This window comes from Pseudomonas sp. S3_B11, from assembly GCF_054667715.1.
This window is the reverse complement of record NZ_CP162749.1, coordinates 5,244,620-5,264,940: the sequence shown is the minus strand read 5'-3', so window position 1 is coordinate 5,264,940 and position 20,321 is coordinate 5,244,620. Positions and strand designations below refer to the sequence as shown.

Genomic DNA, 20,321 nt, shown 5'->3' with positions numbered 1-20,321 from the left:
ATGTCTGCTGCCAATAAATCGATTGATATCAAAAAGAGCGTCATCGACGCGATCCTGGCCGGCCTGATCTCGCTGATCGTGTTCGGGCCGATCGTCGGCGTGGTGCTCGACGGCTACAGCTTCAACCTGCAACCGGCTCGCGTTGGCTGGCTGGTGGCGATCGTGATGATCGGGCGCTTTGCCTTGAGCCTGTTCCTGCAAACCCCCAAGGGGCTGAAGATTCTCCAGGGTTTCGAGAGTACCGGCTCCGGCGTGCATGTGCTGCCACCGGACTACAAGTCGCGCCTGCGCTGGGTCATCCCGGCGTTGATCGTGATTGCCATCGTGTTTCCGTTCTTCGCCAACAAATACGTACTCACTGTGGTCATCCTCGGGCTGATCTATGTGCTGTTGGGCCTGGGCCTGAACATCGTTGTCGGCCTGGCGGGGCTGCTCGACCTGGGTTACGTGGCGTTCTACGCCATCGGTGCCTATGGCCTGGCGCTGGGCTATCAATACCTGGGGCTGGGGTTCTGGACGGTACTGCCACTGGCGGCCATCGCGGCGGCGATGGCGGGGTGCATATTGGGCTTCCCGGTGTTGCGAATGCACGGTGACTACCTGGCCATCGTGACCCTGGGTTTTGGCGAGATCATTCGCCTGATACTCAACAACTGGCTGTCGTTCACCGGCGGGCCGAATGGCATGCCCGTGCCGTCGCCGACCTTTTTCGGCCTGGAGTTTGGTCGAAGGGCCAAGGATGGTGGGGTGCCGTTCCATGAGTTCTTCGGCATCGACTACAACCCCAATATCAAATTCCTGTTCATCTACATCGTGCTGTTCATCACGGTACTGCTGGTGCTCTATATCAAGCATCGCCTGACCCGCATGCCAGTCGGGCGTGCCTGGGAAGCCCTGCGCGAGGATGAAATCGCCTGCCGCTCCATGGGCCTGAACCATGTGCTGGTCAAGCTCTCGGCCTTCACCATTGGCGCCTCCACAGCGGGCCTGGCAGGGGTGTTCTTTGCCAGTTACCAGGGCTTCGTCAACCCGTCTTCGTTCACCTTCTTCGAGTCGGCGCTGATCCTGGCCATCGTGGTGCTGGGCGGCATGGGCTCGACGGTCGGCGTGGTGATTGCCGCCTTCGTACTCACTGTGGCGCCGGAGCTGCTGCGCAGTTTCTCCGAATACCGGGTGCTGCTGTTCGGCGTATTGATGGTGTTGATGATGATCTGGCGTCCGCGCGGCCTGATCCGTATCAGCCGTACCGGGGTGACGCCGCGCAAGGGGGTAGCGCCATGAGCGAAGTCGTACTCAAAGTTGAAAACCTGATGATGCAGTTCGGTGGCATCAGGGCCCTCAGCGACGTCAGCCTGCAAGTCAAACGCAACTCGATCTTTGCCCTGATCGGCCCCAATGGTGCGGGCAAGACCACGGTGTTCAACTGCCTGACCGGTTTCTACAAGGCCACGGGCGGGAAGATCGAACTCAACGTGCGTGGCGAGCAAACCAACGTCATCAAGCTGTTGGGCGAGGCGTTTCGCCCGACTGATTTCGTGTCGCCGAAGTCCTTCGCCAGCCGGCTGTACTACAAGATGTTTGGCGGCACCCACCTGGTGAACCGCGCCGGCCTGGCGCGCACCTTCCAGAACATTCGCCTGTTCAAGGAAATGTCGGTGCTGGAAAACCTGCTGGTGGCCCAGCACATGTGGGTCAACCGCAGCATGGTGGCGGGTATCCTCAACACCAAGGGCTACCGCAAGGCCGAAAGCGACGCCCTGGACCATGCCTTCTACTGGCTGGAAGTGGTGGACCTGGTGGATTGCGCCAACCGCCTGGCGGGCGAGCTTTCCTACGGTCAGCAACGCCGCCTGGAAATCGCCCGGGCCATGTGCACGCGCCCGCAGATCATCTGCCTCGACGAACCGGCCGCCGGCCTCAACCCTCAGGAAACCGAAGCGCTGAGCGCGATGATCCGGCTGCTGCGCGACGAGCATGATCTGACCGTGGTGCTGATCGAACACGACATGGGCATGGTAATGAGCATTTCCGACCACATCGTGGTGCTGGACCACGGCAACGTGATCGCCGAGGGCGGTCCGGAGGCGATTCGCAACGATCCGAAGGTGATCGCGGCCTACCTGGGTGCCGATGAAGAGGAACTGGTATGAGTGGACCTATCCTCGAGCTCAAGGAGCTGGACGTGTTCTACGGGCCGATCCAGGCCCTGAAAAAAGTCTCGATGCACATTGGCGAAGGTGAAACCGTGAGCCTGATCGGCTCCAACGGTGCCGGCAAGTCCACGTTGCTCATGTCGATCTTCGGCCAGCCGCGTGCAGCAGGCGGGCAGATCATCTACCAGGGTGTGGACATCACCCACAAGTCGTCCCATTACATCGCCTCCCATGGCATCGCGCAGTCGCCGGAAGGGCGGCGGGTATTCCCGGACATGACCGTCGAGGAAAACCTGCTGATGGGCACCATCCCCATCGGTGACAAGCACGCCAGTGAAGACATGCAGCGCATGTTCGAGCTGTTTCCACGGCTCAAGGAGCGCCGCAACCAGCGGGCCATGACCATGTCCGGCGGCGAGCAGCAGATGCTCGCCATTGCCCGGGCATTGATGAGCCGGCCAAAGTTGTTGCTGCTCGATGAGCCGAGCCTGGGGCTGGCGCCTATCGTGGTGAAGCAGATCTTCGCCACCCTGCGTGAACTGGCGTCCACCGGGATGACCATCTTCCTGGTGGAGCAGAACGCCAACCATGCCCTCAAGCTGTCGGACCGGGCCTATGTGATGGTCAACGGTGAAATCCGCCTGACCGGCACGGGCAAGGAGCTGCTCGCCAACGAGGAAGTGCGCAACGCGTACCTGGGCGGGCATTGAGGCGGTTGTTGCAATGAAAAAAACCGGCGAGTGATCGCCGGTTTTTTTATCCCTCCAAAACACCACCAACCCCTGTGGGAGCGAGCTTGCTCGCGAAAGCGGTGGGTCAGTCGACACGCCATGTGGCTGATACACCGCCTTCGCGAGCAAGCTCGCTCCCACAGGTTTTTTATGCGTTTTTGCAATTGTGGACAACAATCCTGAGCCCCTGCGAAACCGCGACATAAAGTCGCCGCAAACAGTTGTTTTGTCACGGTTTTGACTTGTCCCCGTTTGCTGTGGAGCTGGCTGTGGGTAACGTGGGAGTAGCTGGCTGCGAGCCTTTGAATACGTGGCTTCCAGGGCTGTGGTCGTTTTTTGATCAGGCGTTTTTGCTCAAGCGGGAGTGGCGGCTGTCAACACTTTTATGAGCGCTGCAATGGGCTCGAAAATCGGTGGGCAAGCCTGTGGATAAGTCTGTGATTAAACTCTGGAAAGACCGCGCTGAGCACCGTCGTTACTGGCTTGGAGCCATCGCCCATCTCGCGTTGGCTTATAGCAGATAACTTGCGCTGCACAACCTCACTTGCAGGGTCAAGCGAAAAAATTTTCCAAATACCCCGCAAAGCCTTATGCACAGCGGCTTGCAGGTTTTGCACTTGCCCCCGATTACTGTGGACGTGCCTGTGGATAAGGTGCGGGCAACCGGCTGCGGCCCTTGTTTGGCAAGGCCTGGCGTTGATTGGTTGTTTTATGAGCAGTCGTGGGGCAAAAGCCGTGTGCAAGTCTTGCCCCTACCGTGCCAGGGCGGGCATGCTGTGGGCCGATTTCCATTTAATGGCTGTTGAAGTTCAAACAAGGAGAACACGATGTCTGACACCCTGTTTATTACCGGCGCGACGTCCGGTTTTGGTGAAGCCTGTGCCCGTCGTTTTGCCGAGGCCGGTTGGAAACTGGTGCTGACCGGTCGTCGTGAAGAGCGCCTCAATGCCCTCTGTGCCGAGCTGTCGAAGCAGACTGAAGTCCATGGCTTGGTATTGGACGTGCGTGATCGCAAGGCCATGGAAGAGGCAATCGCCAACCTGCCGCCATCCTTCGCCAAATTGCGCGGGCTGATCAACAACGCCGGCCTGGCCCTGGGCGTCGACCCTGCACCCAAGTGCGACCTCGATGACTGGGACACCATGGTCGACACCAATGTGAAAGGCCTGATCTACAGCACTCGCCTGCTGTTGCCGCGCCTGATCGCCCACGGCCGTGGGGCCGGGATCGTCAACCTGGGCTCCATCGCCGGCAACTACCCGTACCCGGGCAGCCACGTGTATGGCGCGAGCAAGGCGTTCGTCAAACAGTTCTCCCTGAACCTGCGTTGCGACCTGCAAGGCACGGGCGTGCGGGTGAGCAATATTGAGCCGGGCCTGTGCGAGAGCGAGTTCTCCCTGGTGCGCTTCGGTGGCGACCAGGAGCGCTACAACGCGACCTACGCCGGCGCCGAGCCGATCCAGCCACAGGACATCGCCGATACGATTTTCTGGGTGCTCAATGCGCCAGCGCACATCAACATCAACAGCCTGGAGCTGATGCCGGTGAGCCAGACCTGGGCCGGGTTTGCCATTGAGCGCAACAAAACATAAGACCGCGATAGCGGTTTGCCAATCAGCCTAGATAATCGGCCAGCCCGCGATAGCAGGTCAGCAGGTGATACGGCGTGGTGGACGGCATGTCCCGGCGGCTGACGATGCCGTCGGCGTCCAGGCATTCGTTCCAGCCCTTGGCATGCAGGAAATGCTGCTGCAGCGCCTGCAATTGACGCAGCAGCAACCCTTGGCTGCCCGGGCGCAAGCTGAGTGCCCGCAAGTATTCCGCCTGGGCCCAGATGCGTTGGGTGGCATCGCGTGGGCCTGCCTGGGACCCCAAGGCCAGCATTGCACACACAGCGCCGGAGTCCGGGGCGACGCCGCGCTGTTCGGTATGGCCGAAGCTGTGTTCCAGGGCTGTGTGCAACTTGCCGTTGCGCAACAGGGGCGATGAGGCCAGCAAGTAATACCATTCGAACTGGTGTCCCGGTTCGAACCAGTTATCCACAGCCTTGAGCGGCTTCTCCATCATCACGCGTTGCTGCGGCTCGATGAACTGTTTGGACATCCCGTCGCAAAGGCTCAGCAACGCCTGGCGGACGTTGGCGTCTTCGCGGACCGACAGGGTGGCGAGGAACGCTTCGGCCAGGTGCATCAAGGGGTTCTGCAACGGGCCGGATCCGGTCGTCGACCAGTCGCGCTTGAGGCTGGCTTCGTAGAGCCCATCTGCGCTGGCAAAGCGCTGGGCAATGACCTCCAGGCTCGCGTTGAGCACCGATTCCACCAGTGGTTCGCGGACCTTGCCCCAGTAATGGGCGCAGGCGAACAGGATAAAGGCGTGGGTGTAGAGGTCTTTGCCGGTGTCCAGCGGCGCGCCTTGCGGGTCGATGCTGTAGAACCAGCCGCCGTGTTCGGCATCGTGGAAATGACGCTGCAGCGAGCGGAACAGTGCACTGGCTCGCTCCTCGGCCTGGGGCACTTCGCCGATCAGGCTGGCGAACACATACAACTGCCGCGCACAGGCCATGGCGCGGTAACGCTGGGGTGGCAGCGGCACATGCTCGGCATCCAGGGATTCATAGGGCAACGCCAGTTCGGCATTCCAGCCCGGGCCTTGCCACATCGGCACGATCACGTCGTGAAAATGCTGACGCACCGTTGCAAACAGGGCAGTCAATTCAGGCTGGGGAGCGGGGCGGGAAGCATGAGGCATTGGCGGATGTCGTCACGGCTGGGGGCGATTGCGCGACATGGTAGCAGAGTGACCGACTTCAGAGAGATCGCGCCTGCAAGTCCGTCATCGCGAGCAAGCTCGCTCCCACAGGGGGCGGTGTACACCGATTAAAGTGTGGAAGCAGGCTGGCTCCCACGGGGGGCGGTGTACTCGATCAAACTGTGGGAGCGAGCTTGCTCGCGATAGCGGCCTGGCAGGCGCTAAAGAATCAGCCCGCCAGCAACCAGACCCCAGCCGCCGCCGAAGCTGCCCCGGCCAATCGAACCAATGGCGCCGCCGCTCGTGGCAACACCCGCACCAGGGCAAACCCGGCGCCATGCAACGCCGCCGTGGCCGCGACGAACCCTGCCGCATAGGCCCACGGGCTCGACATGTCCGGCAGTTCCAAGCCATGGGCCACGCCATGGAACAGCGCAAACAGTGCCGTCGCACCGACTGCCAGGCTCAACGGCGGACGCACCGCCAGTGCCACCGCCAGGCCCAGGGCGAGTACCGAGGCGGCGATCCCGCTTTCCAACGCTGGCAGGTCCAGGCCTTCAAAACCCAGCAGGCCGCCGAGCAGCATCGTACCGACGAAGGTGCATGGCAGCGCCCAGCGCGCGGCACCTTGTTGTTGTGCGGCCCACAAACCGACCGCCAGCATCGCCAGCAAGTGGTCGAGCCCGCCGATAGGGTGGCCGAGGCCGGCGATCAGGCCATTGTCGCCATGGCCGGGATGGGCGAAGGCCAGGGCTGGGGTCAGCAGCAGGGCGAGGGCGCCGAGAATGCGTTTGAAGGTCATCGATAAGCTTCCTTGTGGTCAGTCGGAAAAAATCAGGCGGCGGTCAGCAGGCCCTGGCGCTCGATGAACGCAATGATGTCGTCCAGGCCCTGGCCGGTCTTCTGGTTGCTGAACACGAAGGGCTTGCCGTTGCGCATCCGCCGGGTGTCGCTGTCCATCATTTCCAGGGACGCCCCCACCAGCGGTGCCAGGTCGATTTTATTGATCACCAGCAAGTCGGATTTGCAGATGCCCGGCCCGCCCTTGCGCGGCAGCTTGTCACCGGCCGAGACGTCGATCACATAGATGGTCAGGTCCGACAGCTCCGGGCTGAAGGTCGCCGACAGGTTGTCGCCGCCCGACTCCACCAGAATCAGGTCCAAGCCCGGGAAGCGCCGGTTCAACTGGTCCACCGCCTCCAGGTTGATCGACGCATCTTCGCGAATCGCCGTGTGCGGGCAGCCACCGGTTTCCACGCCGATGATCCGCTCCGGCGCCAGGGCCTCGTTGCGCACCAGGAAGTCGGCGTCTTCGCGGGTATAGATGTCGTTGGTGACCACTGCCAGGTTGTAGCGTTCACGTAGAGCCAGGCACAGGGCCAGGGTCAGGGCGGTCTTGCCGGAACCTACCGGGCCGCCGATACCGACGCGCAGAGGTTGTGTATTCATGAGTGTCTCCTAGGAACGGAACAGGCGGCTGTACTGGCGCTCATGGGCCATGCACGCCAGGGACAGGCCAAAGGCGGCGCTGCCGTAATGGTCGGGGTCGATGTTCGAGGCGTCGTGCTGGGTCTGTTGCAGCAGCGGCAGCAGTTCGCTGGTCAGGCGCTGGGCGGCTTGCTGGCCCAGGGGTAGGGTTTTCATCAGCACCGCCAGTTGGTTTTCCAGCCAGCTCCACAGCCAGGCGGCAAGAGCGTCCCGGGGGGCGATATGCCAGGCGCGCGCCGCCAGAGCCCAGCACAGCGCCAGGTGCGGCTCGCTGCGTTGTTGGAGACTGAGCTGTTCGAGAAAACCGCGCGCGGCACCGTCGAGTTCCGGCAGGCCGGCAAGCAGTTGTTGCAACGAGTAGCCCATCTGCCGGCTCTCCTGATACAGCTCACGGGTTTCCCGGCTGGCGCGATGTTCTTCGCAATGCAGCAGCAGGGCGTCCCAATCGTCAGCGGCGGCTGCGCTGCAGTGCGCCAGCAATAAGGGCGCTTCGAAGCGCGCCAGGTTCAGCAGCAGTTGATCGCTGATCCAGCGACGGGCGTCATCGGGATTCTTCACCTGGCCGTTGTCCACCGCCATCTCCAGCCCCTGGGAATAGCTGTAGCCGCCAATCGGCAACTGCGGGCTGGCCAGACGCAGCAGCGCCCAGGCCGGGTTCATGTACGCACGCCAAACTGATGCAGGCGCGGCGCGTAGTTGAAATCTTCGTCGCCGTGCCGGGAGTGATGGTGACCGCCGCCATAGGCGCCATGTTCCGGCTGGAACGGGGCTTCGATAGGTTCGGCGCGGGCGCCCAGTTGTTCGAGCATCGCCTTGAGCACGTAATCGTCCAGCAGGCGCAACCAGCCATCGCCCACTTGCAGGGCGACATGGCGATTGCCCAGGTGATAGGCGGCGCGGGTCAGTTCGAAGGCGTTGGCGCAGGTGACATGCAGCAGTTGTTCGGCGCGGGCGCAAACGCGCACGATGCGCCCGTCTTCAGCTTGCAGGCATTCGCCGTCGTACAGCGGCGGCTGGCCTCGCTCCAGGAACAACCCCACGTCTTCACCCTCGGCACTGAAACAGCGCAGGCGGCTTTTGCTGCGGGCGTCAAAGGTCAGGTGCAGCTCGGCGTCCCAGCGCGGTTGAGTGTCGATTCTGCGATGAATCACCAGCATCGGAGTGCTTCCAGCAATGAACAGTGCTGTGTTTAGAGCAAGGGGCTTGCCAACCGAAAGAGATGTAGGAAATAGCTGGGGATGGCGTTTCAGGATGGGGCGGGTTGCGTCCCATATTGGTGCGAGATTGGCTATCGCGCACCATTTTGCGGCTTGCACAAAAAACCTGTTGGAGCGGGGTTATTCGGTACTGCCCAGCCCTTGCCAATGCTTGAGGCCAATAAAGATGAACCGCAGTTGCTGGGTAATCTTCGCCTGGGGCGTGAGGTGTTCGGGGAGGGCTTGGGCGGGTGGGTCGATGATGTCCGGCAGGGTGGCGAACACGCTTTTGACGATGAGATCGGCCATCACGCCCAGGGCTGCCAGGTCCAGGTGCTGCAACTTGGGCATCAAGGCCAGGTCGGCTGCCAGGTCCGAGCTGATGTCTTCGCGCAGTTGGGCGATGGCCTGGCGCACCGGGAGGGAGCCGCCGTATTGCTCGCGGGCCAGGAACAGGAACTGCGATCGGTTGGCCTGCACCACATCGAGAAAGATCCGCACCGACGCGTCGATAATGCCGCCCATGACGAATTCGTTGTGGCGTACCAGGCGGATGGTTTCGCGAAAGGTCTGGCCGACTTCGCTGACCAGTGCCAGGCCCAGTTGGTCCATGTCGTCGAAGTGCCGGTAGAACCCGGTGGGCACGATGCCGGCTGTCCGGGCGACTTCCCGCAGGCTCAGGCTGCCGAACCCCCGGCCGCACTCCATCAAATGGCGGGCTGCGTCCATCAGGGCAATTCGGGTCTGTTGTTTCTGTTCGGCGCGGGGCAGCATCGCAAGGCTGGCTTCTGATTCACGGGAGCGACGCACTCTAGCAAATCGGCTTTGCCGACGTCGAACGGTAGAGAGGGATCAGGCGGGGAAAACGAGGGGTTTGAAAAGTCAAAAGCCCGATTGCAGGAATCGGGCTTTTTTCAGGGCCGCCATGCTTCAGCTCACTTCGCCGTTGCGTTCAATCACGCGATCACCACCGCCTTCGGCAAGGGTCTCGCCCAGTTTGGTGCGGGAAGAGCCGTCTTCAGCAAGAGTCTGGCCAGGGGTACGGTCAGAACCGTCTGCGGCAAGGGTCTGGCCAGGGGTACGGTCAGAACCGTCTGCGGCAAGGGTCTGGCCAGGGGTGCGGTCAGAACCGTCTGCGGCCAAGGTATCACTCTGTTTGGTACGGTCATAACCGTCCTCAGCGAGACCTTTTTCTTCCAGTTTGTCACGACCACCTTCGGCAACAGTCTGGCTGTAGACAGAATGGCTGTCCTTGACCTGTGGCGTGGCTTGTTCGGAAGCTGGCAATGCAAAGGCAGTCGAGGCCAGCAGTGAAAGGGACAGGCTCATCAGTAATTGGCGTTTCATGATCGTTGCTCCTTGGGAGGGCGATAAAGTGGGTACGAGGGCAATGCTACTCTCGATAAGTCGATATAAAAGTTCATAAACGCAATGGTAATAATCAACGGAATTGATTGTTCTGGGCGAAGGCTCTAGAACGGGCGTTTCCGAGGTGTGGTTTTGCACCGAGGTGGGTATTTTGTACCCATCTCCGCCTCGCAAATGTGCGGACGCGGTAACGGTTTGTTGGCTGATCGGTCAGGATTGTTGCTTTTTTTTTTGTGCCGTTCATCGGCACCTGTGGGCCGCTTTACCAGTCCAACCCTTCATAACGAACCGACTGCAGGGTCGTGTTCCCAGTGGCGTCGCGGTTGCGGACGCTGACTTGTCATCAGGAGCCTTGTGCATGACGCGCACCTCGAAAATCCTCGCCTGGAGCTTTGCCAGCCTTGTTGTCCTGCTGGCCGTGCTGGTCCTGGTCATCGCCTTCTTCGACTGGAACCGCATCAAGCCCATGCTCAATGCCAAGGTTTCCGAGGAGTTGCATCGCCCCTTTGCCATTAACGGCAACCTGGCGGTGGCCTGGCAGCGTGAGCCGGAGGAAGGGGGCTGGCGAGCCTGGTTGCCGTGGCCCCATGTGGTGGCCGAGGACTTGAGCCTGGGCAACCCGGAGTGGTCGAAAACTCCGCAAATGGTCACGCTAAAACGTGTTGAGTTGCGCGTGTCGCCCTTGGCCTTGCTGGCCCGGCGGGTAGCGATTCCGCGCATCGACCTGACGGAGCCCGACGCCAACCTGCAACGTCTGGCTGATGGGCGCGCCAACTGGACCTTCCAGTTCGATCCGAAAGACCCGGACACCGAGCCGTCCAGCTGGGTGGTGGACATCGGTGCCATCGGCTTCGACAAAGGCCACGTCACCCTTGACGACCAGACGCTCAAGACCCGGCTCGACCTGTTGATCGACCCGTTGGGCAAACCCATCCCGTTCAGCGATATCGTCGGTGACAAGGCTGCCAAAAAAGCCCAGGACCAGGGCGCGATACCGCAGGACTACGCGTTCGCCTTCAAGGTCGACGGGCAGTATCATGGGCAAGCCCTGGCCGGCTCCGGCAAGGTTGGTGGTTTGCTGGCATTGCAGGATGCGTCACGACCCTTTCCGCTCCAGGCCCAGGCGAAGATCGCCGAGACCCGCGTCGAACTGGCCGGCACCCTCACCGACCCGATGAACCTCGGGGCCCTGGACTTGCGCTTGAAACTGGCTGGCAACAGCCTGGCCCATCTCTACCCGCTGACAGGCGTGACCCTGCCGGATTCGCCGCCTTATGCCACCGATGGCCGCTTGATTGCCAAGCTGCATGAGCCGGGTGGGGCGCTGTTTCGCTATGAGGCGTTCAACGGCAAGATCGGCGACAGCGATATCCATGGCGACCTGGCCTATGTCGCCAGCCAGCCTCGGCCGAAACTCAGTGGCGCGCTGGTCTCCAATCAACTGCTGTTCAGTGATCTGGCGCCGCTGATCGGTGCTGACTCCAATACCGAGCAAAAAGCCCGGGGCGGCGCCAGCAAGCAGCCGACCGGCAAGGTCTTGCCCGTGGAAGAGTTTCGCACCGAGCGCTGGAGCGTGATGGACGCCGATGTGGAGTTCACCGGCAAGCGCATCGTCCATAGCGAGCAGTTGCCGTTCACCGACCTTTACACCCATCTGGTGCTCAACGATGGGCAGTTGAGCCTCGAGCCCCTGCGCTTCGGCGTAGCCGGTGGCCGCCTCGATGCGCAGATCCGCCTCAACGGCCATACCCAGCCCCTTGAGGGCCAGGCCAAGCTGACGGCGCGCGGTTTCAAGCTCAAGCAGCTGTTCCCCGGTTTTGAGCCGATGAAAACCAGCTTCGGCGAATTGAACGGCGATGCCGATATCACCGGGCGCGGCAATTCGGTGGCGGCGTTGCTGGGCACCTCCAATGGCACGTTGAAAATGCTCATCAACGATGGCGCCATCAGTCGTGAGCTGATGGAGCTGGCAGGGCTGAACGTCGGCAACTACGTGGTGGGAAAAATCTTTGGCGACAAGGAAGTGAAGATCAACTGCGCGGCGGCGGACTTCGACATCAAGACGGGCCTGGCGACCACGCGCCTGTTCGTGTTCGACACCGAGAACGCGATCATCTACATCGACGGCACGGCGAACATGGCAAATGAACAGCTGGACCTGACCATCACCCCCGAGTCCAAGGGCTGGCGCCTGATTTCCCTGCGCTCGCCGTTGTACGTCCGCGGCCCGTTCGCCAAGCCCGCCGCCGGGGTCAAGGCGGTGCCGCTGATGCTGCGCGGCGCCGGGATGGTGGCGTTGGGTGTGATCGCTGCACCGGCCGCCGGCCTGCTCGCGCTGGTAGCGCCAAGCGGCGGTGAGCCGAACCAGTGCGCGCCGCTGCTGGAGCAGATGAAGGCGGGCAAGGCGCCGGTGACGGTCAAGCCGACCCGGTAGCCGAGCCTTGCAATGATACTGCCGGCCCCATCGCGAGCAGGCTCGCTCCCACATTCGACCGAGTTTCTTCAGGAAGAGTGCGGTCCCCTGTGGGAGCGAGCCTGCTCGCGATGGCGGTACTAGAGATCAGCCAGGATATCGGCCATGTCATCGGCATGCTCTTCTTCCTGGGCCAGGATGTCTTCGAAGATGCGCCGGGTGGTTGGGTCTTTTTCGCCGATGTACTGGATGATTTCCCGATAGCTGTCGATGGCGATCCGCTCGGCCACCAGGTCCTCGTACACCATTTCCTTGAGGGTGTTGCCCGCCACGTACTGGGCGTGGGAATTGCGGGTCAACAGGTCGGGGTTGAACTCCGGCTCGCCGCCCAATTGCACGATGCGTTCGGCGAGTTTGTCGGCGTGTTCGGCTTCCTGGTTCGCGTGCTCGAGGAATTCACTGGCCGCCACGCTGGCCTTGAGGCCGGTGGCCATGAAGTAGTGGCGCTTGTAGCGCAGCACGCAGACCAGTTCGGTGGCCAGCGCTTCGTTGAGCAGGCGGACAACTTCCTGCCGATCGGCGCCGTAGCCTTCGGTCACTGCGCCGTTCTGCACGTTCTGCCGTGCACGTTCGCGCAGGGTGGTTACATCGGATAAGTGCATGTCGCTCATCTCGTTCTCCTGGAGGCTGATCCGGTGGGAGCGTCACGCTCTGATGGCGCGATCACTCTAAGTCTGAGTGACACGGTCCTGAAAAAGTTTTACCGAGTTTTTCAGCGCATAGCCGGACAGCCGGGCTTCCTCCCCTAGCCACTGGAAGAACGCCCGTACCGGCGGATGGCGTTCGCGGCCCGGGACGCACAGGGCGCTGTAGCCGGCGCCATTGACCTGGACGTCCGGGCGATAGCCCACCAGCAAGCCGCTGGCGATGCTTTCAGAGGCCAGGATATTGCTCGCCAGCACCAGGCCCTGCCCGGCAATCGCCGCTTGCAAGGCGTAATGCTCCTCGTCGTACTCGCGCATGCATGGCTGCCGGGTGAGCCAGTTCTCCCCGGCCTGGGCGCACCAGGCATCCCAGCCGTGGGCGTACAGCTTGGAGTTGTGCCAATGCACGCTGATCAGCGTCGGCACCTGCCGTGCCGCCAGGGCCACCTGTTCAGGCGAGCCATAGACCCCGAAGCTTTCATCGAACAGGCACATGCCGTACAGGTTCGGGTAGGCGTCCAGGCTGTAGCGCACCACCAGGTCGACGCTGGCGTCCTGGTGCAGGTCGATCACTTCGCAGTGGGTGTCCAGGCGCACGTTGATGTTCGGGTGACGCGCATAAAAACGTCCCAGGCGAGGCACCAGCCACAGGGCGGCAAACGCTGCGGTGGTGGACAGTGTCAGGTGGCTGTTGCTGCGTTGCGGGCGCAGGGTGTCGACGCTTTGCGCCACCTCCAGCAATGCCCCGTGCAGGCTGTGGAACAAGCGTTGCCCGCCGTCGGTGAGGCGTACCTGGCGTGGCAGGCGCTCGAACAGCACCAGCCCCAGCCAGGTCTCCAGGGATCGAATCTGATGGGAGACCGCCGTAGGCGTCACCGACAGCTCCGCCGCAGCCGCCTTGAAACTGAGCAGCCGCGCGGCTGCCTCGAAGGCACGCAGGGCGTTGAGCGGCAGGTTGGCGAACATTCTAATTCTCCTGAAATGCGATGGATGAAATTAACTCATCCAGATGAACTAACGCTCATTTGTCCGCCAGCGGCGACGAGCTTCAAGCTGCAAGGCACAAGCAGTGTTGATTGTAGCCGCATAAAAGGAGATTCAGATGAGTAAGATTCTTGTGGTACATGGCAGTCCCCGTGGCGAGCGCTCTCATTCCCGGCGCTTGGCCGAGGCCTTCGTTTCGGCGTGGCAGGCTGACCATCCGCAATCCCAATTGACCCGCCGCGAAGTCGGGCGGGCAGTGATTGCGCCGGTCAACGAAGCGTTCATCGCTGCGGCGTTCTACCCCGAGCCTCAGGCTCGACCGTTGATCATGCAAGCGGACCTGGCCCTGAGCGATGCCTTGGTCGAGGAGTTGCAAGCCCATGACCGATTGGTGATCTCCGCGCCGATGCACAACTTCAGCGTGCCCAGCGGCGTGAAGGCCTGGATCGACCAGATCGTGCGCATCGGGCTGACGTTCAACCACAGCCTGGATAACGGCGTGTCGCACTACGAGCCGCTGTTGCTGGGCAAGAAGGCGCTGATCGTGACCAGTCGCGGCGATTTCGGTTTCGGCCCCGGCGGCCAGCTGGAAAGCATGAACCACGCCGACACGCTGTTGCGCACCGTCCTGGGGTTTATCGGCATCACCGATGTGACGGTGGTGGCGGCCGAAGGCGAGGAGTCGGCCGAGCGCAGCTTTGCGTTGTCCTGCGCCGAGGCCGAGGAGCGTTTGCTGGCGCTGGCGCGGACTTTTTGAAAAAGGGCTGCTGCACAGCCTAACGGGAGCAAGCTCCCTCGCCACGGATTCATCTGGGTGTCATAGACTGGTCATCATCGGTACCGATGCTGAGCCCTCTTGATCACAAGGATGTCGCCATGTCGCAACGCTGCGCCACTCGTTATCCGCTGGTACTGGTCCCGGGCATGCTCGGGTTCATACGCCTGGTGTTGTATCCGTACTGGTATGGGATCGTCTCGGCGTTGCGTCGCGGCGGGGCCGTGGTCGTGGCGGTGAAGGTTTCGCCGCTGCATTCTTCCGAGGTGCGCGGCGAGCAATTGCTGGCGCGGATCGAGGAGGTCCTGCGGCAAACCGGTGCGCAGAAAGTCAACCTGATCGGCCACAGCCAGGGCAGCCTCACCGCCCGCTATGCAGCCGCCAAACGCCCGGACCTGGTGGCGTCGGTCACGTCGGTGGCCGGCACCAACCACGGCTCCGAGCTGGCGGATTACCTGCAAGCCCATTACCCCGCCGACAGTGCCAAGGGGCGCGTGCTCAGTGCCGTGCTGCGCCTGATCAACGCCCTGATGAGCCTGCTGGAAACCGGTTATCGCGGGCCCAAGCTGCCGGTGGACATTCATGCGTCCCATGCCTCCCTGACCACCGCCGGGGTAGCGCTGTTCAACCAACGTTATCCACAGGGCTTGCCGCAAACCTGGGGCGGGAATGGACCGGAAGAGGTCAATGGCGTGCGTTATTACTCGTGGTCCGGCACCTTGCAGCCGGGCAAGACCGACAAGGGGCGCAACCTGTTCGACGGCACCAACCGCAGCTGCCGTTTATTTGCGCGTACGTTTGTGAGGGAAGCGGGGCAATGCGACGGCATGGTCGGACGCTACAGCTCGCACCTGGGCACCGTCATCGGCGATGACTATCCGCTGGACCACTTCGATATCGTCAACCAATCGCTGGGGTTGGTGGGCAAGGGGGCCGAGCCGATCCGGTTGTTTGTCGAGCATGCCGAGCGGTTGAAGGCTGCCGGGGTGTAACCCGCTGGACCGCGTTATCGTTCATCGCGAGCAAGCTCGCTCCCACATTGATGGTGTACACACTCCCTGTGGGAGCGAGCTTGCTCGCGATGGCGGTAGCTCAGGCACAGAGGAGCAACCTGGTGAAGGTGTAACAGGCTTTGTCTACACTGCACCTCATCGCCACACCCTCGTGTGGCAGCCAGGAGAAACATCATGAAGATGCTGCGTGTCCCTTTGTTGATGATCGGTTTGCTACTGTGTTCCCAGGGCTTCGCCGCGACGGCGCAGCAGACCAAGATGACCACCTGCAACGTCGACGCCACCGCCAAGGCGCTCAAGGGCGACGAGCGCAAGGCCTTCATGAGCACCTGTCTCAAGGCTACCGCCGCACCGAGCACCCCGCAGGAGCGTATGAAAACCTGCAATGCCACGGCCACCACCCAGGCGTTGAAGGGCGATGCTCGCAAGGCGTTCATGAGTGAGTGCCTGAAGAAAAAATAAGCAGAGGATTTTCTGAAGCCTGTGCCGACGATAGGGTCGGCACAGCCACCGAAAAAAAACCCTGAACTGCGACCAAGGTCGGCCGATACAATCCTAGTGCTGCTAGTGGAAGGCTGGCAGACTGCCGATCCTTTCACGCCGTTTTGTCCTGAGGCTGTATGCCAACGTTTTCTCAGCGTCATGTATTGTTGGTGATCAGTTGGGTGATCATTTTTGGTGGGCTGTTGCTGGTGCTGCCGCTGCGCCTGTTGCCGAGCCTGCTGGCCGGGCTGCTGGTGTTCGAACTGGTCAACATGCTCACCCCGCAGCTGCAGCGACTGATCGAAGGCCGCCGCGCTCGCTGGTTGGCGGTAGCGTTGCTGGGCACGCTGGTGGTCAGTGTGCTGACGTTGATCTTCGCCGGCGCTTTCAGTTTCCTGCTGCATGAAGCGGAAAACCCGGGCGCGTCCCTGGACAAGTTCATGACCGTGGTCGACCGTGCCCGTGGGCAATTGCCGCCGTTCATCGACGCTTACCTGCCGGCCAGCGCTGCCGAGTTCCGGGTGGCGATCGGTGATTGGGTGAGCAAGCACCTGAGCGACCTGCAACTGGTGGGCAAGGACGCGGCCCATATGTTCGTGACGCTGCTGATCGGCATGGTGCTGGGGGCTATCGTTGCCCTGCAGCGCATCCCCGACCTGACCAAGCGCAAGCCCCTGGCCGCCGCGCTGTTCGATCGCCTGAACCTGCTGGTCAAGGCGTTTCGCAACATCGTCTTCGCCCAGATCAAGATTTCCCTGCTCAACACCTTCTTCACCGGGATTTTCCTGGCGGTGGTGCTGCCGCTGTTCGGCATCAAGCTACCGCTGACCAAGACCCTGATCGTGATGACCTTCCTGCTGGGGCTGCTACCGGTCATCGGCAACCTGATGTCCAACACACTGATCACCATTGTCGGCCTGTCGCTGTCGATCTGGGTGGCGGTGGCGGCGCTGGGTTACCTGATCGTGATCCACAAGCTCGAATACTTCCTCAACGCCCGCATCGTCGGCGGGCAGATCAGCGCCAAGTCCTGGGAATTGCTCATGGCGATGCTGGTGTTCGAAGCCGCATTCGGCCTGCCGGGGGTGGTGGCGGGGCCGATTTATTATGCGTATCTCAAGAGTGAGTTGAAGCAGGTGGGGATGGTCTGATCCGGTAGGCGTCGCCTGTTCTGACGTCATCGCGAGCAGAACTGGATCAGACCTGTGTGCCGTACCGCTTCATCGCCTCGATCGCCAACCCGCTGCCGATACTGCCGAAGATATTGCCTTCCACATGCCGCGCCTGGGGCAGCATCGCCGAGACGCTGTTGCGCAGCGCCGGGATGCCGCTGGAACCGCCGGTAAAGAACACCGTGTCCACCTGATCGACCCGCACGTTGGCATCGCTGAGCAACTGCGTGACGCTGCCGCGCACTCGCTCCAGCAAGCCGTCGATGGCCGACTCGAACAGTGCCCGACTCAGGTCCACGCTCAGGCCCGGCTCGATCCGGTCCAGGAGCAAATGGCGCTGGTCGGCGTGGGTCAGCTCGATCTTGGTTTCTTCCACTTCCATCGCCAGCCAGTGCCCGGCGCGCTGTTCGATCAGTTTGAACAGCCGGTCGATGCCGCCAGTGTCTTCGATGTCGTAGCGCATGCTGCCCAGGGCGAGGGTGGATTTTTGCGAGTACACCGCGTTGATGGTGTGCCAGGTCGCCAGGTTCATGTGGTGACTGGTGGGCATGTAGGCACCACTCTTCATGCGGCTGCCGTAGCCGAACAGCGGCATCAGGCCGGCCAGCGAGAGCTGCTTGTCGAAATCGGTCCCGCCGATGTGCACGCCACCGGTGGCGAGGATGTCGTCGTGGCGGTTGTTGTGGGTGCGGCGCTCGGGGGACAGGCGCACCAGGGAGAAGTCCGAAGTACCGCCGCCGATGTCGACGATCAGCACCAGTTCTTCTTTCTCGATGGTCGATTCATAGTCGAATGCCGCCGCGATAGGTTCGTACTGGAACGAAACCTCCTTGAAACCGATGGCGCGGGCGACGTCGACCAAAGTGTTTTCCGCTTCCTGGTCGGCCATTTCATCGTCGTCGACGAAAAACACCGGGCGCCCCAGCACCACTTCTTCGAATTCCCGACCGGCGGTGGCTTCGGCGCGTTTCTTCAACTGGCCGATGAACAGCCCCAGCAGATCCTTGAACGGCATGGCCGTGCCCAACACGCTGGTGTCGTGCTTGATCAGCTTGGAGCCCAGCAGGCTCTTGAGCGAGCGCATCAGCCGGCCTTCGTAGCCTTCCAGGTATTCGTGCAGGGCCAGGCGGCCATACACCGGGCGACGTTCCTCGAGATTGAAAAAGACCACCGAAGGCAGGGTGATCTTGTCGTCCTCCAGCGCGATCAACGTTTCCATGCCGGGGCGCAGCCAGCCGACAGTGGAGTTGGACGTGCCAAAGTCGATGCCGCAGGCACGGGCCGGGGATGCGTTTTTCATGTCTTTCGGGTTCCAGTTGAAAAAACGGCCGCGCAGTGTATGTCAGTGTGGCGCGGATTCGAAGGCCGGTTATCTGCTAATTCGCAAACACCGGCCTTGAAAGACTGGCTTATACCCCCAAACTTGCTGGCATGGGCCTGGTAGCACACGGCGGTACAAGAACCGCCACCGGCTGCCGATAAACTTCTGACGCGCCGCCCGGTCACAAACCTTGAGATTGGTCAAACTCCGGGGCTTGTACCACGAGCATGCTGTGCATGGCGGTGCTATATCGATAACGGATGGTGATCCTTCAATGGACTTCAAAGACTATTACAAGATCCTGGGTGTCGAGCCGACGGCCGACGACGCCACGATCAAGGCCGCCTATCGCAAACTGGCGCGCAAGTACCACCCGGATGTGAGCAAGGAAAAGGACGCCGAGACCAAATTCAAGGACGTCTCCGAAGCCTATGAAGCGCTGAAAAGCGCCGACAAGCGCGCCGAATACGACGAACTGCGCCGCTACGGCCAGCACGGCCAGCCGTTCCAGGGACCACCGGGCTGGCAGAGCCGTGGTGGTTTTGGCGGCCAGGACACCGGGGACTTCTCGGACTTCTTCAGTTCGATCTTCGGCAATCGCGGGCCGGGTTTCGGTGGTGGGCAGTCAGGTCGCAGTGCCGGCCGTCGAGGACAAGACGTGGAAATGGAATTACCGATCTTCCTGGAAGAGACCCTGTCGAGCGAGTCGAAAAAGGTCAGCTTCCAGGTGCCGCAGTACAACGCGGCCGGCCAGCATGTGAGCAACACCAGTAAAAGCCTGAACGTGAAGATTCCGCTGGGGGTGACCGACGGCGAACGCATCCGCCTCAAGGGCCAGGGGGCGCCGGGTATCGGTGGCGGTGCCAATGGCGATTTGTACCTGACCATTCGTTTCGCGCCGCACCCCAAGTTCGACGTCGAAGGCCAGGACCTGATCATCACCTTGCCCCTGGCGCCGTGGGAACTGGCGCTGGGCACGGAAGTGGCGGTGCCGACCCTCACCGGCAAGATCAACCTCAAGGTCCCGGCCGGCAGCCAGAACGGCCAGCGCATGCGCGCCAAGGGCCACGGCCTGCGCAACAAGGCCGGCGAGCGCGGCTACCTGTTCGTGCAGCTCAAGGCCGTGATGCCAAAGACTGGCGATGAGGCGGTCAAGGCGTTGTGGGCGGAACTGGCGAAGAAAGCCGCGTTCGATCCGCGGGAGAACTTCTGAATACATCGCATGTGGGAGCAAGGCTTGCCCGCGATGAATGCAACTCGATCTCCAGGAGTTGAGGCGCCTCTGTCGCGAGCAAGCTTTGCTCCCACAGATTGGGTGTTCACAAGGGTAGACGGGGCTAGACTCGACAGTTAAAGCATTGGGAGAAGCAGACCATGAGCAACCCGATCATTGAACTGAATCTGAGGGAGTTCTGCGAGGCCGCTTCGTTGGCGGACATCCATGTCATCGAAATCGTCGAGCATGGGATCCTCGAGCCCGAAGGCACGGTGCCGACAGACTGGCGTTTCACCGATTACGAACTGCTCCTGGCCAAGCGTGCCGCCAAGCTGCATCACGACCTGGACCTGGAGTGGGAAGGCGTCGCCCTGGCCCTGGATTTGCTGGAAGAGGTCCAACAGTTGCGCACCGAGAATCGCCGGCTGCGACAGCAATTGAAACGCTGGGTGGGATAACGGCGGCGGGTCATATCCCGTCGAAAATAGATAGATAGCGATAACCATAAATAGTTACCGCATCCAGCGCTGTGGCACTGAGTAGGCTCGGGTTTTCC

At 61.7% G+C, this 20,321-nt stretch carries 21 protein-coding genes; 11 read left to right on the top strand and 10 right to left on the bottom strand.

The features are described from left to right. The 4 genes from livM (at position 1) to AB4O22_RS23640 (ending at position 4,476) form a co-directional block, all read left to right on the top strand. Positions 1-1,281, top strand: a complete 1,281-nt coding sequence (livM, locus tag AB4O22_RS23655; RefSeq protein WP_003197297.1) for a high-affinity branched-chain amino acid ABC transporter permease LivM — start codon at positions 1-3, stop codon at positions 1,279-1,281. Next, entirely contained in the window at positions 1,278-2,150 is an 873-nt protein-coding gene (locus tag AB4O22_RS23650; RefSeq protein ID WP_003197298.1) for an ABC transporter ATP-binding protein, read from the top strand. The genes livM and AB4O22_RS23650 overlap by 4 nt, the downstream gene beginning before the upstream one ends. After that, positions 2,147-2,863 (top strand): ABC transporter ATP-binding protein, encoded by a 717-nt coding sequence (locus AB4O22_RS23645; RefSeq protein WP_003197300.1) that lies wholly within the window; start codon positions 2,147-2,149, stop codon positions 2,861-2,863. The genes AB4O22_RS23650 and AB4O22_RS23645 overlap by 4 nt, the downstream gene beginning before the upstream one ends. An 848-nt stretch (positions 2,864-3,711) precedes the next feature. Continuing rightward, complete coding sequence (locus tag AB4O22_RS23640) at positions 3,712-4,476, top strand: SDR family oxidoreductase (RefSeq protein WP_003197302.1); 765 nt, start codon at positions 3,712-3,714, stop codon at positions 4,474-4,476. Between the two features lie 22 nt (positions 4,477-4,498). Here AB4O22_RS23640 and AB4O22_RS23635 read toward each other — a convergent pair whose 3' ends face one another. The 7 genes from AB4O22_RS23635 to AB4O22_RS23605 all read right to left on the bottom strand — a co-directional run bounded on the left by AB4O22_RS23635 (position 4,499) and on the right by AB4O22_RS23605 (position 9,663). Then, positions 4,499-5,632 carry an AGE family epimerase/isomerase gene (locus tag AB4O22_RS23635; protein ID WP_460097294.1) on the bottom strand — a complete coding sequence of 378 codons (1,134 nt, stop codon included), beginning with the start codon at positions 5,630-5,632 and terminating at the stop codon, positions 4,499-4,501. Between the two features lie 229 nt (positions 5,633-5,861). Continuing rightward, complete coding sequence (locus AB4O22_RS23630; protein WP_003197307.1) at positions 5,862-6,434, bottom strand: HupE/UreJ family protein; 573 nt, start codon at positions 6,432-6,434, stop codon at positions 5,862-5,864. Positions 6,435-6,466: 32 nt separating this feature from the next. Next, positions 6,467-7,081: an urease accessory protein UreG gene (gene ureG, locus AB4O22_RS23625; RefSeq protein ID WP_003197309.1), complete on the bottom strand. Its 615-nt coding sequence runs from the start codon at positions 7,079-7,081 to the stop codon at positions 6,467-6,469. A 9-nt stretch (positions 7,082-7,090) separates the two neighbouring features. Then, positions 7,091-7,780 (bottom strand): urease accessory protein UreF, encoded by a 690-nt coding sequence (locus tag AB4O22_RS23620; RefSeq protein WP_223470934.1) that lies wholly within the window; start codon positions 7,778-7,780, stop codon positions 7,091-7,093. After that, entirely contained in the window at positions 7,777-8,277 is a 501-nt protein-coding gene (gene ureE, locus AB4O22_RS23615) for an urease accessory protein UreE (protein WP_018606250.1), read from the bottom strand. The genes AB4O22_RS23620 and ureE overlap by 4 nt, the downstream gene beginning before the upstream one ends. 180 nt (positions 8,278-8,457) lie before the next feature. After that, positions 8,458-9,090 carry a TetR family transcriptional regulator gene (locus AB4O22_RS23610; RefSeq protein WP_014336338.1) on the bottom strand — a complete coding sequence of 211 codons (633 nt, stop codon included), beginning with the start codon at positions 9,088-9,090 and terminating at the stop codon, positions 8,458-8,460. 156 nt (positions 9,091-9,246) lie between these two features. Further along, complete coding sequence (locus tag AB4O22_RS23605) at positions 9,247-9,663, bottom strand: hypothetical protein (RefSeq protein ID WP_460105910.1); 417 nt, start codon at positions 9,661-9,663, stop codon at positions 9,247-9,249. Positions 9,664-10,042: 379 nt separating this feature from the next. On the opposite strand from AB4O22_RS23605, the gene AB4O22_RS23600 reads away from it, so the two are divergent. Beyond that, entirely contained in the window at positions 10,043-12,118 is a 2,076-nt protein-coding gene (locus tag AB4O22_RS23600) for an AsmA family protein (RefSeq protein WP_460097291.1), read from the top strand. Between the two features lie 119 nt (positions 12,119-12,237). Here the strand turns inward: AB4O22_RS23600 and AB4O22_RS23595 are convergent, their stop codons facing one another. Together AB4O22_RS23595 and AB4O22_RS23590 are read right to left on the bottom strand one after the other, a co-directional pair. Beyond that, positions 12,238-12,768, bottom strand: a complete 531-nt coding sequence (locus tag AB4O22_RS23595) for a ferritin-like domain-containing protein (RefSeq protein WP_003197320.1) — start codon at positions 12,766-12,768, stop codon at positions 12,238-12,240. A gap of 57 nt (positions 12,769-12,825) precedes the next feature. Then, complete coding sequence (locus AB4O22_RS23590) at positions 12,826-13,767, bottom strand: LysR substrate-binding domain-containing protein (RefSeq protein ID WP_013692142.1); 942 nt, start codon at positions 13,765-13,767, stop codon at positions 12,826-12,828. Positions 13,768-13,903: 136 nt separating this feature from the next. On the opposite strand from AB4O22_RS23590, the gene AB4O22_RS23585 reads away from it, so the two are divergent. The 4 genes from AB4O22_RS23585 to AB4O22_RS23570 all read left to right on the top strand — a co-directional run bounded on the left by AB4O22_RS23585 (position 13,904) and on the right by AB4O22_RS23570 (position 17,207). Beyond that, on the top strand, positions 13,904-14,542 hold the full coding sequence (locus tag AB4O22_RS23585) for an FMN-dependent NADH-azoreductase (protein ID WP_013692143.1): 639 nt from the start codon (positions 13,904-13,906) through the stop codon (positions 14,540-14,542). A gap of 119 nt (positions 14,543-14,661) precedes the next feature. Next, on the top strand, positions 14,662-15,552 hold the full coding sequence (locus AB4O22_RS23580) for an esterase/lipase family protein (RefSeq protein ID WP_003197326.1): 891 nt from the start codon (positions 14,662-14,664) through the stop codon (positions 15,550-15,552). A gap of 195 nt (positions 15,553-15,747) precedes the next feature. Next, positions 15,748-16,035, top strand: coding sequence for a PsiF family protein (locus AB4O22_RS23575; protein ID WP_460097289.1), 288 nt, complete (start codon positions 15,748-15,750; stop codon positions 16,033-16,035). Between the two features lie 158 nt (positions 16,036-16,193). After that, positions 16,194-17,207, top strand: a complete 1,014-nt coding sequence (locus tag AB4O22_RS23570; protein WP_003197331.1) for an AI-2E family transporter — start codon at positions 16,194-16,196, stop codon at positions 17,205-17,207. Positions 17,208-17,253: 46 nt separating this feature from the next. Here the strand turns inward: AB4O22_RS23570 and AB4O22_RS23565 are convergent, their stop codons facing one another. Further along, on the bottom strand, positions 17,254-18,528 hold the full coding sequence (locus AB4O22_RS23565) for an Hsp70 family protein (RefSeq protein WP_460097287.1): 1,275 nt from the start codon (positions 18,526-18,528) through the stop codon (positions 17,254-17,256). A gap of 295 nt (positions 18,529-18,823) precedes the next feature. On the opposite strand from AB4O22_RS23565, the gene AB4O22_RS23560 reads away from it, so the two are divergent. Next, on the top strand, positions 18,824-19,762 hold the full coding sequence (locus tag AB4O22_RS23560) for a DnaJ C-terminal domain-containing protein (protein WP_003197335.1): 939 nt from the start codon (positions 18,824-18,826) through the stop codon (positions 19,760-19,762). A 161-nt stretch (positions 19,763-19,923) separates the two neighbouring features. Further along, positions 19,924-20,223, top strand: coding sequence for a chaperone modulator CbpM (locus AB4O22_RS23555; RefSeq protein ID WP_003197337.1), 300 nt, complete (start codon positions 19,924-19,926; stop codon positions 20,221-20,223). Positions 20,224-20,321 lie beyond the last annotated feature (98 nt).

Coding starts and splice junctions, on each gene's coding strand:
- livM (WP_003197297.1), top strand. CDS start 1: ATGTCTGCTGCCAATAAATCGATTGATATCAAAAAGAGCGTCATCGAC.
- AB4O22_RS23650 (WP_003197298.1), top strand. CDS start 1,278: ATGAGCGAAGTCGTACTCAAAGTTGAAAACCTGATGATGCAGTTCGGT.
- AB4O22_RS23645 (WP_003197300.1), top strand. CDS start 2,147: ATGAGTGGACCTATCCTCGAGCTCAAGGAGCTGGACGTGTTCTACGGG.
- AB4O22_RS23640 (WP_003197302.1), top strand. CDS start 3,712: ATGTCTGACACCCTGTTTATTACCGGCGCGACGTCCGGTTTTGGTGAA.
- AB4O22_RS23635 (WP_460097294.1), bottom strand. CDS start 5,632: ATGCCTCATGCTTCCCGCCCCGCTCCCCAGCCTGAATTGACTGCCCTG.
- AB4O22_RS23630 (WP_003197307.1), bottom strand. CDS start 6,434: ATGACCTTCAAACGCATTCTCGGCGCCCTCGCCCTGCTGCTGACCCCA.
- ureG (WP_003197309.1), bottom strand. CDS start 7,081: ATGAATACACAACCTCTGCGCGTCGGTATCGGCGGCCCGGTAGGTTCC.
- AB4O22_RS23620 (WP_223470934.1), bottom strand. CDS start 7,780: ATGAACCCGGCCTGGGCGCTGCTGCGTCTGGCCAGCCCGCAGTTGCCG.
- ureE (WP_018606250.1), bottom strand. CDS start 8,277: ATGCTGGTGATTCATCGCAGAATCGACACTCAACCGCGCTGGGACGCC.
- AB4O22_RS23610 (WP_014336338.1), bottom strand. CDS start 9,090: ATGCTGCCCCGCGCCGAACAGAAACAACAGACCCGAATTGCCCTGATG.
- AB4O22_RS23605 (WP_460105910.1), bottom strand. CDS start 9,663: ATGAAACGCCAATTACTGATGAGCCTGTCCCTTTCACTGCTGGCCTCG.
- AB4O22_RS23600 (WP_460097291.1), top strand. CDS start 10,043: ATGACGCGCACCTCGAAAATCCTCGCCTGGAGCTTTGCCAGCCTTGTT.
- AB4O22_RS23595 (WP_003197320.1), bottom strand. CDS start 12,768: ATGAGCGACATGCACTTATCCGATGTAACCACCCTGCGCGAACGTGCA.
- AB4O22_RS23590 (WP_013692142.1), bottom strand. CDS start 13,767: ATGTTCGCCAACCTGCCGCTCAACGCCCTGCGTGCCTTCGAGGCAGCC.
- AB4O22_RS23585 (WP_013692143.1), top strand. CDS start 13,904: ATGAGTAAGATTCTTGTGGTACATGGCAGTCCCCGTGGCGAGCGCTCT.
- AB4O22_RS23580 (WP_003197326.1), top strand. CDS start 14,662: ATGTCGCAACGCTGCGCCACTCGTTATCCGCTGGTACTGGTCCCGGGC.
- AB4O22_RS23575 (WP_460097289.1), top strand. CDS start 15,748: ATGAAGATGCTGCGTGTCCCTTTGTTGATGATCGGTTTGCTACTGTGT.
- AB4O22_RS23570 (WP_003197331.1), top strand. CDS start 16,194: ATGCCAACGTTTTCTCAGCGTCATGTATTGTTGGTGATCAGTTGGGTG.
- AB4O22_RS23565 (WP_460097287.1), bottom strand. CDS start 18,528: ATGAAAAACGCATCCCCGGCCCGTGCCTGCGGCATCGACTTTGGCACG.
- AB4O22_RS23560 (WP_003197335.1), top strand. CDS start 18,824: ATGGACTTCAAAGACTATTACAAGATCCTGGGTGTCGAGCCGACGGCC.
- AB4O22_RS23555 (WP_003197337.1), top strand. CDS start 19,924: ATGAGCAACCCGATCATTGAACTGAATCTGAGGGAGTTCTGCGAGGCC.